General features: G+C 61.0%; 14 protein-coding genes and 1 pseudogene. 11 read left to right on the top strand and 4 right to left on the bottom strand.

Going from position 1 to position 13,726, the window contains the following annotated elements; translation table 11 throughout:
• Nucleotides 1–13 precede the first annotated feature (13 nt).
• On the top strand, nt 14–559 hold the full coding sequence (gene hpt, locus AQUI_RS0118555) for a hypoxanthine phosphoribosyltransferase (RefSeq protein WP_027258832.1): 546 nt from the start codon (nt 14–16) through the stop codon (nt 557–559).
• A gap of 254 nt (nt 560–813) precedes the next feature.
• Nucleotides 814–1,143: a hypothetical protein gene (locus tag AQUI_RS0118550; RefSeq protein ID WP_027258831.1), complete on the top strand. Its 330-nt coding sequence runs from the start codon at nt 814–816 to the stop codon at nt 1,141–1,143.
• A gap of 3 nt (nt 1,144–1,146) precedes the next feature.
• On the opposite strand, the gene AQUI_RS0118545 is transcribed toward AQUI_RS0118550, so the two are convergent.
• The gene (locus AQUI_RS0118545) at nt 1,147–2,289 is read right to left on the bottom strand and encodes an amidohydrolase (protein WP_027258830.1); all 1,143 of its coding nucleotides are present in this window, start codon (nt 2,287–2,289) and stop codon (nt 1,147–1,149) included.
• Nucleotides 2,286–3,239 (bottom strand): lipoyl synthase, encoded by a 954-nt coding sequence (lipA, locus tag AQUI_RS0118540; RefSeq protein ID WP_027258829.1) that lies wholly within the window; start codon nt 3,237–3,239, stop codon nt 2,286–2,288. Before lipA ends, AQUI_RS0118545 begins: the two co-directional genes overlap by 4 nt.
• 221 nt (nt 3,240–3,460) lie before the next feature.
• Here lipA and AQUI_RS0118535 point away from each other — a divergent pair, with 221 nt between their 5' ends.
• From AQUI_RS0118535 to AQUI_RS0118510, 4 genes and pseudogenes are all read left to right on the top strand, one after another.
• On the top strand, nt 3,461–4,375 hold the full coding sequence (locus AQUI_RS0118535) for a hypothetical protein (RefSeq protein ID WP_027258828.1): 915 nt from the start codon (nt 3,461–3,463) through the stop codon (nt 4,373–4,375).
• 86 nt (nt 4,376–4,461) lie between these two features.
• Nucleotides 4,462–4,587: a hypothetical protein gene (locus AQUI_RS32300; protein WP_281172017.1), complete on the top strand. Its 126-nt coding sequence runs from the start codon at nt 4,462–4,464 to the stop codon at nt 4,585–4,587.
• Nucleotides 4,562–5,061, top strand: a pseudogene (locus AQUI_RS32040) (integrase core domain-containing protein); the annotation flags it as partial. The gene AQUI_RS32300 and the pseudogene AQUI_RS32040, both read left to right, overlap by 26 nt.
• A 258-nt stretch (nt 5,062–5,319) precedes the next feature.
• Nucleotides 5,320–5,868, top strand: a complete 549-nt coding sequence (locus AQUI_RS0118510) for a peroxiredoxin (RefSeq protein ID WP_027258827.1) — start codon at nt 5,320–5,322, stop codon at nt 5,866–5,868.
• 72 nt (nt 5,869–5,940) lie between these two features.
• Here the strand turns inward: AQUI_RS0118510 and AQUI_RS0118505 are convergent, their stop codons facing one another.
• Complete coding sequence (locus tag AQUI_RS0118505; protein ID WP_027258826.1) at nt 5,941–7,011, bottom strand: DUF6456 domain-containing protein; 1,071 nt, start codon at nt 7,009–7,011, stop codon at nt 5,941–5,943.
• 233 nt (nt 7,012–7,244) lie between these two features.
• Here AQUI_RS0118505 and AQUI_RS0118500 point away from each other — a divergent pair, with 233 nt between their 5' ends.
• Complete coding sequence (locus tag AQUI_RS0118500) at nt 7,245–7,604, top strand: DUF6477 family protein (RefSeq protein WP_027258825.1); 360 nt, start codon at nt 7,245–7,247, stop codon at nt 7,602–7,604.
• A 15-nt stretch (nt 7,605–7,619) separates the two neighbouring features.
• Here the strand turns inward: AQUI_RS0118500 and AQUI_RS0118495 are convergent, their stop codons facing one another.
• Complete coding sequence (locus AQUI_RS0118495; RefSeq protein ID WP_027258824.1) at nt 7,620–9,164, bottom strand: trimethylamine methyltransferase family protein; 1,545 nt, start codon at nt 9,162–9,164, stop codon at nt 7,620–7,622.
• A 243-nt stretch (nt 9,165–9,407) separates the two neighbouring features.
• Between AQUI_RS0118495 and guaA the strand changes: the two genes are divergently transcribed.
• The 4 genes from guaA to AQUI_RS0118475 all read left to right on the top strand — a co-directional run bounded on the left by guaA (nt 9,408) and on the right by AQUI_RS0118475 (nt 13,695).
• Nucleotides 9,408–10,976 carry a glutamine-hydrolyzing GMP synthase gene (gene guaA / locus AQUI_RS0118490; protein WP_027258823.1) on the top strand — a complete coding sequence of 523 codons (1,569 nt, stop codon included), beginning with the start codon at nt 9,408–9,410 and terminating at the stop codon, nt 10,974–10,976.
• Entirely contained in the window at nt 10,967–11,623 is a 657-nt protein-coding gene (locus AQUI_RS0118485) for an ElyC/SanA/YdcF family protein (RefSeq protein WP_027258822.1), read from the top strand. Before guaA ends, AQUI_RS0118485 begins: the two co-directional genes overlap by 10 nt.
• The gene (locus AQUI_RS0118480) at nt 11,623–12,489 is read left to right on the top strand and encodes a DMT family transporter (RefSeq protein ID WP_027258821.1); all 867 of its coding nucleotides are present in this window, start codon (nt 11,623–11,625) and stop codon (nt 12,487–12,489) included. The genes AQUI_RS0118485 and AQUI_RS0118480 overlap by 1 nt, the downstream gene beginning before the upstream one ends.
• Nucleotides 12,490–12,600: 111 nt before the next feature.
• Complete coding sequence (locus AQUI_RS0118475; RefSeq protein ID WP_027258820.1) at nt 12,601–13,695, top strand: OmpP1/FadL family transporter; 1,095 nt, start codon at nt 12,601–12,603, stop codon at nt 13,693–13,695.
• The last annotated feature ends 31 nt before the right edge of the window (nt 13,696–13,726 follow it).

The raw sequence follows: 13,726 nt of genomic DNA, 5'->3' as shown, positions 1-13,726 counted from the left end.
CAAGGGGGCAGCCATGTCACAGCGTCCATATGTCATTGATGTGATGATCTCGGCCAAGGCCATTGCAGCACGCATCGAGGAGCTTTGCGAGGAAATCCAGGCAGAGTTCGGCAATACCGACAAGCTGGTCGTGGTTGGCCTGTTGCGCGGCAGTTTCGTGTTCATCGCCGACCTGGTGCGCGAGCTGGACCTGCCGATCGAGGTCGATTTCCTGGAGGCATCCTCTTACGGTGACGCAATGGAAAGCAGCCGGGAAGTGCGCATTCTCAAAGACTTGCGCGGCGCTATTGAAGGGCGCGACGTGCTGGTGGTCGAGGATATCGTCGACACCGGACACACGCTGAATCACGTCACCCATCTGCTGCAAAGCCGCAATCCGGCGCGGCTGAAATCGATTGCGCTGCTGGACAAGCCGTCGCGGCGCGAGGTGGATTTCCGCTCTGACTGGGTGGGTTTTGAAATCCCGGACGAATTTGTCGTGGGCTATGGCATCGATTATGCGCAACGCAACCGGAACCTGCCGCACATTGGCAAGGTGCGGTTCACGGACGAGGGCTGATCCGCTTCCGGCCCGCCGCACCCTAAGAGTTTTGCACTCCTGCGGCCTGCACAACCGCCAGCAGGTTCATTGCGCCCGCATATGCAGCAAAGCCACAATCCGCAGAAAAACGCACCCGGGCAAAGTGTGCAAGGAAACCGGCGCCGGACCGCCGGTTTCCACCCGCCGCCGGCGCTTTCCGGCGCAGCGGATTTGCCTTTTCTGTCAGCCTTGATCATCTGTGAACCCAAAGCAGTGATCACAGGAAATCCGCAATGCAAAAGACCGCGATAGTGGCCGCAATTGCAGCAGCAAGCCTCGCCCTTGCCCCCGCCGCGACCCTTGCAGGACCGAAAAAACAGGCGCCGGGCCATAACAACAGTGCCGCCCATCATGCGCCCGGCCAGGTGAAAAACCGCCAGGCAAGGCAAGGCCATATCCAGGGCGGCGACTGGATTTATGTGAAAGACTACGATCGCTGGGGCCTAAATCCGCCGCGCGACGGTCACCGGTACGTGCGTCAGAACGGCAAAATCTATGAGGTCGTGAAAGACACCCTGGCCATTATCGGCGCGGTTGCCGTTGTCGACGCGCTGCTGAAGTAACGCTCAGCCCAGCAGGCTTCTGACCGTGTGCAGGAAAATCCCGGCCCCGACCGGGATCGCCGGATCCGGGAAATCGTAATCCGGATTGTGCAGCTGCGGCTGATCCACGCCGGAGCCGAGCCAGAACATCGCCGCTTTCGCCTGTTTGCCGAACTGGCCGAAATCCTCGGACCAGCGTTGAGGCACGTCCTGCATCTGTGCCGGGCACCCCGCCGCCGCGGCAGCCGCGCGCAGAACGGCGACCGCTTCAGGATGGTTGGTGCAGGCGTCAAATACGTCATCAAATTCGATTGAAAATGTCAGCCCTGCTGCAGCGCAGGCCTGTTCCACATGCGCCGTTGCAGCAGCAATCAACTGCTCCATGCGGGCATCGGTGACGGTGCGCAGCGTGGCCCAAACCTCGCCATAACCGGGCGCAATGCCAAAAGTGGCCTCGCCCAGCCGCGCATGAGTCAGGGTGACCAGGGCAAACTCCGGCCCCAGTTCAGCGCCGCTACCCAAGCCCGCAAAGCCTGACAAAAGCTGCGCAATGGCATTGGCAGGTGAAATCCCGTCCTGGGGGGCCGCCGCATGGGAGGTCTTGCCGACCAGCCGGATCCGCATTCCGCGCGACGCGCAGTTGGCGGAACCTGCAGACAAAGCCACCTGCCCCACTGGCAAGCCCGGCAGATTGTGCAGAGAAAATGCATAGTCCGGTGCGATCTGCTGAAACGCGGGATCGGCGATGACCGCAGGCGCACCCTTGCCGGTTTCTTCAGCCGGTTGGAACAGCAGCACTGCGCGGCCCATGGCCGGGCGGCTGGCAGAGAGATCTTCTGCCAGGGCAGCAACCATGGTCATATGACCGTCATGACCGCATAGATGGCCGCGGCCCTGATGGGTGGAGCGGTAAGGCTGATCCGAAAGCTCCTCGATCGGCAGCCCGTCCAGCTCGCAGCGGATCAGGACGGTGGGTCCGTCTGCCCTGCCATTGTAAACCGCGGCAATTCCGTGGCCGCCCAGCCCGGTCAGCAGCTGATCCGGTTCAAATTGGCGCAGGTAGTCCGCCACCATGGCGGCGGTCTTTTCCTCGACGCCCGACACTTCGGGGATCTGATGCAGTGCATGGCGCAGCCGGGTGAGCCGCGCCAAACGCTCGGGCGTCATGCAAGCCCCAGCTTTTTGTTGCGCGCCTCGCGCAGGCGGGCAAAATCATCACCGGCATGGTAGGAAGACCGCGTCAGCGGCGTCGCCGAAACCATCAGGAACCCCTTGCCATAAGCGGCTTTCTCATAAGTCTTGAATTCATCCGGCGTCACGAAGCGGTCCACCGCATGGTGTTTCGGCGTCGGCTGCAGATACTGGCCGATGGTCAGGAAATCGATGTCTGCAGCGCGCATGTCATCCATCACCTGTTTCACCGCCTGTGCATCCTCGCCCAGGCCGACCATGATGCCGGATTTGGTGAACATCGACGGGTCCAGTTCCTTAACCCGCTGAAGCAGGCGCAGGGAGTGGAAGTAGCGCGCACCAGCGCGGACTTCGGGGTAAAGGCCCGGCACGGTTTCCAGATTGTGGTTGAACACGTCGGGGCGCGCCTCGACCACGGTCTCCAGCACTGAGGGGGCGCACTTCAGGAAATCCGGCGTCAGGATTTCAATTGTCGTCTTCGGGCTGCGGTGGCGCACCGCCCGGATGGTCTGGGCAAAATGCTCTGCCCCGCCGTCCTCGATATCGTCGCGATCGACCGAGGTGATCACCACGTGGTTCAGGCCCAGTTTCTGCACAGCATCCGCCACGCGTCCCGGTTCAAACACATCCAGTGCTTCCGGCGGCTTGCCAGTGGCGATGTTGCAGAAAGAACAGGCCCGGGTGCAGACCTCGCCCATGATCATCATGGTGGCGTGGCCCTGGCTCCAGCATTCGCCGACGTTGGGGCAGCCCGCTTCCTCGCAGACCGTGGTCAGCTTGTTGTCGCGCATGATCTTATGCGTGTCGGCATAACCTTTGCCGCCGGGCGCCTTGACCCGGATCCAGCTTGGCTTTTTGGGCTGAGCGTTGTCGGGACGATGCGCCTTTTCGGGGTGGCGCTGTTCCGGGATCTTTAGGTCTCTCACGTGGGTTTCCCTTCCGGCCTTTGGCGTTCTGTGCGGGTTTAACATAGCAGGCTTGGCTTGGCACGGTCATATCTTCAACCCTGCCTTGCTGCCTCGTCATGGCTCAAAGACGGGTCAAACACTGGCACCCATGCCGTTTTCTTTTGCCAAAGCGCCGCCCAGGCACACATAGTTTAGCTGTGCAAAGGAAATGCGCCGTTAAAAAGTTCAGGGAGGGCCCCATGGCCAAGGAGCTGGAAAAGTTCAAAGCAGAGCACAAAAAACTGGCTGCAGGCACCAAGACATACACCACCGCTGAGGGCGATAAGCTCAGAAAACGGGTTGGCATTTCTTTGGGCAACGCCTGGGAAGGCGAAGATTACTTCCGCGAAAGCCTCGCCAAGGCGCGCAAGGACGGGGTCGAGTCCAAGAAGATGGCCGACCTGCAAAAGAACAAGAGCTTCAAGGACGGTCTGACCACCTGGAACAAGGCGGTGGACATTCATCAGGAAGAGCTGGATGCGATGCTGGGCTTTTGCGGCGACGCCAAGGCGCATCTGGCCAAATTGGACAAACTGCTGGCCGACATCACCAAGGATCTGAAAAAGCGATCCAAGACGTCAGACTCGAAAAAAGACATCGAGGCGCTGCAGGGCGCGCTGGCCAAGGAAGCCGCTGAGGTGAAGAAAGCGGTTCAGTATGAGGGCAAGCTGAACGCCGCACAGAAATTCTATGCCGCCAACTTCCAGAAAACCGTGGCCAAGATCCTGAAGGAAAGCGATGACTCTCAGGACAAAAAGCTGGATGCAACCGAGCTGCCGCAGCTGCTGGTGGACCGGAACCTGAAGAAATACACCAATCGGGTCGGAGCGCTGGTGAAAGCGATCAACTCCCATTGCGTGTCGGCGGTCGACAAGGCCGGGCAAGACCTGAAGACGGCGGCGCCGGATCTGAAGGCGGCAGCGGCGAAGTTCAAGGACCTGAAGAAAATCAACGACCAGTACCAAACGGTGAAAAAGAAGTTCCCCGGCATAATCAACGACTCAAAGGATAAGAAGAAGCTGCTGGCCACATTGAAGAAGTTCAATGACCTTACCACGGCGGCCGAGCGCAAGCTGCGCGGCACCACAGTGACAATTAGGAAGGCGGCGGCCTGACCGGGAGCACCTCTCCTCTTGTGTAGAACACGCGACTTGATCCGACATTTCTGCTCTTCAGGAGCGCAAGCAAGGAGTGCCGATCAATGACGAGTATTCAGAACAAGATCATCAAGCCGAAGCTGGGGCTGCTGGAGCTTGGGAAGCAGCTCGGCAGCGTTTCGCAGGCCTGCAAGGTGATGGGGTACCTATGCGCGGGTGGCGGCCGGTAAGCTCTACACCGGGAAAACGGCGATCACCGCCGCCGGTCTGCTGAATGACAGGGTTACCCCTTCTTTGCCGGACACGGCATCAGCCTGTTGCGCATCCTGACGGGCCGCGGCACCGAATATTGCGGCAAAGCCGGAAGCCATGCCTATCAGCTCTACTTGGCGGCCGGGGACGTGGACCACACGAGAACCAAGGCGAACAGCCCCCAGAGTGAGACCGTAAGGCAATCGATCCAGTAAATCGATTGCAGGGCGAACGGGATCTGCGAGCGCTTCCACCGGACCACCAAGGATGAGTTCTGCGACATCGCCTTCCGCAAGAAGCTCTACCGGCCGGTGGAGGAATTGCAGGTGGGCCTGGACGCCTGGCTGGCCAGATACAACGAGCAGCGGCCGCATTCGGGAAGATACTGCTATGGCAAGACGCCTATGCAGTCCTTCCGCGAAACGCTGCATATTGCCAGGGATAAGACGATCATGGCTTCCGATCCATCGGACAGTCGGCAACCCATTCTCAGCACAGAATGCTGCGGTGTCCGTCAGATCAGGTCTGAAGTTTTACACCTGATGGCAGCAAAACCCGCGCCCGGCGTGCCGCCTTTTGGCGTCCGGGCGGCGCATCTGCGGCGTCTTGTCCGGAACCTTCACATCTTGCTCACGGACTTGTTGATACCGGCTTAGAATCGTTTTAAGCCTGCCCGCCGAACGAACATCCACCTGCAGGAGCATTCCGAAATGAAAGCTGGCGTTAAGCTGCCCGACGTGACCTTCCACACCCGCGTCCGTGACGAAGCGGTCGAAGGCCCGAACCCCTTCCGCTGGGAAGACAAAACCACCGCTGACTATTTTGCAGGCAAGCGCGTTGTGCTGTTCTCGCTGCCCGGCGCCTTCACCCCGACCTGCTCGACCTACCAGCTGCCGGGTTTTGAGAACGGCTTTGCCGACTTCCAGGCCGAAGGCATCGACGCGATCTATTGCATGTCGGTGAACGACAGCTTTGTGATGAACAAATGGGCCGAAGCGCAGAACCTGGCAAACGTGGACGTGATCCCCGACGGCTCTGGCGAATTCACCCGCAAGATGGGCATGCTGGTCGCCAAGGACAACTTGGGCTTCGGCAACCGCTCCTGGCGTTATGCCGCCATCATCAACAACGGTGTTGTTGAAGCATGGTTCGAAGAGCCGGGCCTGTCCGACAACCACGGCGATGATCCCTATGGCGTGTCTTCGCCCGAAACCGTGCTGAAGCACCTGAAAGAAGCCAAGGCAGAAGTCGCCGCCTAAGGCGTTGCCAATTCAGGCAGTTTAACGGGTCCGCCAAATGCGGGCCCGTTTTCGTTTGCCGGGCCTGTGCGGTCAACCGATCAGCTCAGCCTCCTGCGCGCTGGTCTCGCCGTAGTAATCTGCCAAATGCTGCAGAGCGATACGCAGCACCACCTTCCCCGATCGGGCCGGCCAGCCAAGATTGCGTTCAGCGGTTTCCAGCCCTTCCAGATGGCAGCAGCAGCGCAGAGCGATGTCGCTCAGCCCCATGCCCAGCGTCTGCAGCGCCTCTGTCATGCGCGTGCGCGCCGCGTCCCCGGCTTCCTGGCTGCTGCTGCGCAGCGCTTGGCTGCTCTGGGTAAAATACAGCTTTTCCTGCATCAGGTGGCTGCTGATCTGGGCCAGCTCGAAATCCTCCCGCAGGCGTTTACCGGCGCTGATCATACCTGGGGTCAAAAAGGAATTGCCGCCCTTGTCCGACAGCCGGGCCAGCATCTCCAGCGGCGTTTCGGAACTGCTGTAGCGCGGCTTGCGGCCATAGCTGGATTTGTCGCTGTCCTCGGGTGCCAGAAACGGCGTCTGGGCTTCGGCAAAGCCGCCCTCCAGACGCGCTCGCGCCCGGTTTTCCTGATCTGCAATGATCCGGTTCAAGGCACTGCGCCCGGCCGGTGTGATGGCATAACGGCTGATCCGGCTTCGGCGGGCACAGGAAATCCAGCCGGTCAAAGCCAAAGCACCGGCAAGGGGGCGGGAGACCGCCACCTTCTGCCCGTCCGCCTCTGCGCCTTCGCGCACGACAACGGCCATTTCCATGCCCTCGGCCGCAGCCAGAACCGCACCGCCGCGGCTGAGCAGGGTCAGAACACTGGCCGCCTCCTGTTCAAACCCCGCAGTCAATCCGCGCCCGGCCGGTTTGCCCAGGCCAGTGCCGGATTTGCCGGGGGCTGCCTGGTAACGCCCGGCAAGGTAAGTCAGAACTTCGTCGATCAGCGGATCATCCCGCAAGGTCTCTACCCGTCTGACCTGCCGCAGGATGGTGGAAGGATGGCACCCCGCCTTGCGGGCCAATTGCCGGATCGGGCGGCCCGCCTCTGTGTGCTGAAGGTAACGGCATGTCTCAAGCGGCACCCAGCCAGGCAGGGACGCGTGCGGTATGTTTTGCATATATCAAGCCCCGGTCGTCAGCCAGGCCAGCCTGTCAGCCGCACTCAATAGCGCCTGAGGCTTTTCCACGTACGCCTGACTGTAGTTGAACAAATGCGCGGATCAGGCCCCATTGTTTCCAGAAAAAACATAATCATCACAAAACGTACCGTTCGCCGGTAGCCCCCTAGCCGCAACACCACGATAGGTTGTGTTATAGCAAGTCCGGTACACAGATTTGAAAGGAGAGGACCATGCAGGACGCATTCACCCGGCTTACGTTGCTCCGGCGCCCGCGGATCCTGGCACGGGCTGCCCGGTTGGGGGCGCAGAACTATTGCCGCCAGCGGGATCTGCGCCGGATCCTGGGGTATGGAATCCTGCCCAAGCCCGCGGCCGCAGTGATGCAACTTCTGGAATTGGAAAGCGCTCAGGACAGCGCGCGCAAGGCAGGTGAAGCGGGATATTCGCTGATCCGGCATGTGGATGTGCTGATCGCGCTGGCGGGCGAAGCCGCCTTCCTGCGCAATACAGCCGCCCGGCCAAAAACACAAACGGCGGCCTTTCAAGACCGCCGTTCTGCTGCGGCAGAGGGTAACGTCCCCTGCCCCTAGGTTGTTCCCGCGCGACTACATGAACGCGTCTGGCATCGAGGCCTTTTTCTCGGCTACATACTCGTCCAGCGCCATCTTGATAGTCGGGTCCAGTGCCGGCTGCTCGTAGGTGGCCAACAGCTTCTCGACGCGGTTGGTCGCCAACACATAAGTGTCGCGCGCGCCTTCCTCTTCCCAGGTCTCGAACGGCTTGTAGTCGAGCAGCTCAGACTTCCAGAAGGCCGATTTGAAGTTCTCCTGAGTGTGGGCGCAGCCCAAGTAGTGGCCGCCGGGGCCAACCTCGCGGATGGCACCCATCGCCTGGGCGTTCTCGTCCACCGAGACACCCTTGGCCAGGCCGTGCAACACGCCTAGCTGATCGGCGTCCATCACGAACTTCTCGAAGTCCGCAACCAGGCCGCCTTCAAGCCAGCCGCAGGAGTGCAGCTGGAAGTTCACGCCGGACAACAGACCCATGTTGAGCGAGTTGGCGGTCTCATAGGCGGCCTGCGCGTCGGGCAGTTTAGAGCCGCAGAAGGAGCCGGCCGAACGGTACGGCAGGTTCATCCGGCGGGCCAGCTGGCCTGCGCCATAGGTGATGTGGGACGCTTCCGGGGTGCCAAAGGTCGGCGCGCCCGAGTTCATGTCGATTGAGGTCACCATGGCGCCGAAGATCACCGGCGCGCCTGCGCGGCACAGCTGGCTGTAAGCAACGCCGGCCAGCACTTCGGCCAGCACCTGCGTGAGGGTGCCCGCAACCGACACCGGCGCCATGGCGCCGCCGACGATAAAGGGCGAGATGATGCAGGCCTGGTTGTTCTTCGCGTAGACTTCCAGCGAGCCCATCATCACATCATCGAAAGTCATCGGCGAGTTGATGTTGGTCAGCGAGGTCATCACGGTATTGTTCTGGACGAACTCCTTGCCGAACAGAATGCTGGCCATGTCGACCGAGTCCTGCGCGCGGCTGGGTTCGGTCACGGAGCCCATGAACGGCTTATCGCTGAGGGTCATATGCGCCATCAGCATATCCAGGTGGCGCTTGTTCACCGGGATGTCGGTCGGCTCGCACACGGTGCCGCCGGAGTGGTGCAGCCACTTGGACATATAGGCGAGCTTCACGAACTTGTTGAAGTCATCCATGGTCGCGTAGCGGCGGCCGCCTTGGGCGTCACGCACAAACGGCGGGCCGTAGACTGGCGCCAGCACCATGTTGCGGCCGCCGATGACCACTGATTTCTCCGGGTTGCGGGCGTGCTGGGTGAACTCGGACGGAGCGGTTTCGCACAGCTTGCGGGCCAGGCCGCGGGGAATGCGCACGCGCTCGCCCTGCACATCCGCGCCCGCTTCGCGCCAGCGCTCCAGCGCCGCCGGGTTGTCAACGAAGTTGACGCCGACCTCTTCCAGGATGGTATCGGCGTTGTATTCGATGATCTCCAGCGCTTCTTCGTTCAGGATCTCGAAGTTCGGAATATTGCGCTCAATGTACTTCGCGGTCTCGATCTTGACGCTGGTGCGTTCGGCGCGGCGGGCGGCGCCGCCGCCACCCCGTGCGCGACGGCGCGGTGCTGCTTCTGTCATGGTTTATCCTCACCACAGGCATTTCATTGCGATGGGTATTATAGCCACCTCACACCACGCCGCCGCAGGATTACGGCCATTCAAGTTGAAAAGCGACATTGGTGGGGCATTTTGCACTGCGACCGTGGACTTTGGCATACCTTTGGCAGGTTCCCGGCCGGTCTGCCGTGAAAATCAGGACTGCGGGCAGGAGCAAGCCCAAACCCTCTTGCGGAAAACCTGTTCCTGGCCTATGGCGCGTACATGACAGAGACATCCCATGACCGCCTTCTCATCATCGACTTCGGCAGCCAGGTCACGCAGCTGATTGCACGCCGCCTGCGCGAGCTGAATGTCTATTGCGAAATCCACCCCTATCAGAATGTCACCATGGAGTTTGTGCGCGAACTGGCGCCCAAAGCGGTGATATTCTCCGGCGGGCCGGACAGTGTGACCCGCGAGGGCTCCCCGCGCGCTCCGCAGGAGATTTTCGACTATGGCGTGCCGATCCTGGGCATCTGCTATGGCCAGCAGGTGATGATGCACCAGCTGGGCGGCATGGTTGAGAGCGGCCATGGCACCGCCGAATTCGGCCGCGCCTTTGTGACGCCTACCGTGGAGACTCCGCCGCTGCTGGAAGGCTGGTTTGCCAATGACAGCGACCGCGAACAGGTCTGGATGTCGCACGGCGACCACGTAAGCAAGATCGCCCCGGGGTTCGAGGTCTACGGCACCTCCCCCAACGCGCCTTATGCCATCACCGCCGATGTCTCCCGCAATTTCTATGCGGTGCAGTTCCACCCGGAAGTGCATCACACCCCGAACGGCGCCAAGCTCTATGAGAACTTCGTGCGTCTGGCCGGATTCGAAGGCGACTGGACCATGGGTGCCTACCGCGAGCAGATGATCGAGAAGATCCGCGAGCAGGTTGGCGACAAGCAGGTGATCTGCGGATTGTCCGGCGGCGTGGACTCCTCGGTAGCCGCAATCCTGATCCACGAGGCGATCGGCGACCAGCTGACCTGCGTGTTTGTCGACCACGGGCTGCTGCGCAAGAACGAGGCGGAAGAAGTCGTCGCGATGTTCCGCGACAACTATAACATCCAGCTGATCCACGCGGATGAGCAGGAGCTGTTCCTGGGCGAGCTGGACGGCCAAAGCGACCCGGAAACCAAGCGCAAGATCATCGGCAAGCTGTTCATCGACGTGTTCCAGAAACACGCCAACACGATTGAGGGCGCCGAGTTCCTGGCGCAGGGCACCCTGTACCCGGATGTGATTGAATCGGTGTCCTTCTCGGGCGGCCCGTCAGTCACCATCAAATCGCACCACAATGTGGGCGGCCTGCCGGAGAAGATGGGCCTGAAACTGGTCGAGCCGCTGCGCGAGCTGTTCAAGGACGAGGTCCGCGCATTGGGCCGCGAACTGGGCCTGCCCGCAAGCTTCATCGGCCGCCACCCCTTCCCCGGACCAGGCTTGGCGATCCGCTGCCCCGGCGAGATCACCCGCGAAAAGCTGGAGATCCTGCGCGAGGCCGATGCCGTTTATATCGACCAGATCCGCAAACATGGTCTGTATGATGATATCTGGCAGGCCTTTGTGGCAATCCTGCCGGTCCGCACTGTCGGCGTGATGGGCGACGGGCGCACCTATGATTTTGCCTGTGCCCTGCGCGCGGTGACCTCGGTTGATGGCATGACGGCGGATTACTACCCGTTCAGCCATGAGTTCCTGGGCGAGACCGCCACGCGGATCATCAACGAGGTCAAAGGCATCAACCGCTGCACTTATGACATCACCTCGAAGCCTCCGGGCACCATCGAGTGGGAGTGATCCGGCGGATCGCAAAATTGGCCCAGTGGTTTGCTGCCGCTGGGCTTTTTACTTTTCTGGCGGTGCTTTGCTGGACTTTTCTATGGCCGGACAATGATCTAGCGGAATTGCCAGCAGCGCATGCGATCATCTGTCTGGGCGGCGGCATGTCCGCTGACGGTACCCTGCACGCCCCGACGCGCAAGCGGGTTGAGGCCTGCGCCCGGTTTTACCATGCAGGGCTGGCGCCGGTTGTGGTGTTCACCGGCGGGCGCGCGGTTCCGGACGGGCCTTCAGCGGGCGCGCAAATGGCACGGCTGGCGCAACAGTTCGATGTGCCGCCGGACGCCATCCTGATCGAGCACGAGTCGCAGTCGACCCTGCAGAACGCGCTGTTCACTGTGCCGCTGCTGCCCGCATCCGAAAACCTGATCCTGATAACCGAAGCTTTTCACCTGCCTCGGTCCTGGGCGTCCTTCCGCTGGGCCGGAGCGCGCAGACTGCATCTTGCTGCATCTGAGGATGTGCGCAGGGATCCGGAAACCGGCTGGCCCAGTATCCGTATTCTCTTGCGGGAATCTGCTGCGGTCTGGTTCAACCTGTTCAGGGCCGCCGCCTGGAGCGCGGCCTCCACCGTGGAGTTGCAAAATGACGATTGGCTGCACTGATGACTGACACCGCCAAGGCCGCCCTTTGGATGATCGGCGCCATTGTCTCGTTCTCCGCCATGGCGATTGCCGGGCGTGAAGCCGGTTTGACGCTGGATACCTTCGAGATCATGGCCTATCGCAGCCTGGTCGGGGTCATCATTGTCGTAAGCCTGTTGACGGTAGCGGGCAGCTGGCATCAGGTCAGCAGCGCCCGGCTGAGTGTTCATGCTGTGCGCAACCTCTTCCATTTCACCGGTCAGAACCTTTGGTTTCTGGCGGTGACGCTGGTGCCGCTGGCGCAGGTCTTTGCCTTGGAGTTCACCTCGCCCCTGTGGGTGATCATCCTGTCGCCGTTCTTACTGGGAGAAGCCCTCAGCCGGCGCCGTATGCTTGCCGCAGGCATCGGCTTTGCCGGCATCCTGATTGTTGCCCGCCCCAGTCCGGAAACGCTGAACCTTGGCATCATAGCCGCTGCCAGCTGCGCCATCTTCTTTGCGCTTACAGCTATCCTCACCAAGCGGCTGACCCGGAACGAAAAAACTGCTTCTATCCTGTTCTGGCTCACCTCCATGCAGCTGGTGATGGGTCTGCTGGCGGCAGGCTGGGACGGCGACATGGCGTTGCCGGACGCCACCACCCTGCCCTGGCTTGTTCTGATCGGCATTGCCGGGTTGACCGCTCATTTCTGCCTGACCACCGCGCTGTCCTTGGCGCCGGCCAGCGTTGTGGTGCCAGTTGACTTTGCCCGCCTTCCTGCCATCGCGATCCTTGGCATGGTGATCTACGGTGAAGCGCTGGATGCCTGGGTGCTGAGCGGCGCCGCGGTCATCTGCATTGCGAATTATCTCAACATTGTTGCCAAGAAACCCGCAAAGCCCGCTTAAGATTGATCGATTGCGGCAGGTTTCCGTGCCGTTAGCATTGATTTGACGAATTCCTGCTGGTTACGGTTCTGTGACAAAAAGCCGGAAAGGCTTTCGTACAGGGAGGAACAAATGAAGAAGATCCACGCTGCGCCCTTGGCGCTGGCGCTGCTGCCGGGTGTTGCCATGGCTGGCGGCGTTGACCGCTCCGGCCAAACTCTTGGTGCATTGTTTGAAGAGGGCACTTACGCCGAGTTCTCGATCGGCCATGTGAGTCCGGATGTGTCGGGCACGGCAATTGGCGCAAATTCTGGCGACATGGTCGGCTCGCACCTGCAGCTCGGCGCTGCTTACAAACGCGACATCAATGACAAGCTGAGTTTTGCGCTGATTTTCGATCAGCCTTTCGGCGCCGACGTGGAATACCCCGCTGGCACCGGCTATGTTTTTCAGGGGGCAACTGCTGAACTCAACTCCAATGCGATAACCGGGGTGCTGCGCTATAAATTCAACCAGAACTTCAGCGCCTACGGCGGCGTGCGGCTGCAGACAATGGAAGCCGAAGTCTCGATCCCTGTGTTCGGCGGCTATGCAGCAAGCGGCGACCGCGATGAAAGCTTTGGCTATCTGGTGGGTGTTGCCTATGAGCGCCCGGACATCGCGCTGCGGATTGCACTGACATATTTCTCGGAAATCGACCACGACGTCAGCACAACGGAAACCGGAGGCGGCCTGCCGGGACCGTTCACCTCGACAACTGCCATCAACACGCCGCAGGCAGTAAACTTGGATTTCCAGACCGGCATTGCCAAGGACACGCTGCTGTTTGGCGGCGTGCGCTGGGTGGAATGGTCCAAGTTCAACATCTCGCCTTCCTTCTACACCGGAACGCTGATCGGCCGGCCGCTGGTTTCCTTTGCGGATGACCGCTACACCTACACTCTGGGTGTGGGCCGCAAGTTTAACGAAAACTGGTCGGGCTCGGTGTCGGTCAGCTATGAGGAAACGCTGGGCGGCTTCCAGTCCAACCTCAGCCCGCAGGACGGCCGTTTGGGCCTGACCATCGGCGCCAAATACAAGCAGGGCAACATGAGCATCTCCGGCGGTGTGAACATCACCCGCGTCGGCAGTGCCCAAACCGTGGTCAGCCAGGCGCCCTTTGCCACGTCGCAATTCGGCGACAACACCTCGGTCGGAGTGGGCTTCAAGGTTGGTTACCACTTCTGATCCTGCCGCAGTTCCGGTTCCAGCCCCGCCC

Origin of the sequence: Leisingera aquimarina DSM 24565, from assembly GCF_000473165.1 — a bacterium.
Taxonomy (GTDB): domain Bacteria; phylum Pseudomonadota; class Alphaproteobacteria; order Rhodobacterales; family Rhodobacteraceae; genus Leisingera; species Leisingera aquimarina.
The sequence above is the reverse complement of the archived record's forward strand: the minus strand, read 5'-3'. Positions and strand labels throughout refer to the sequence as shown.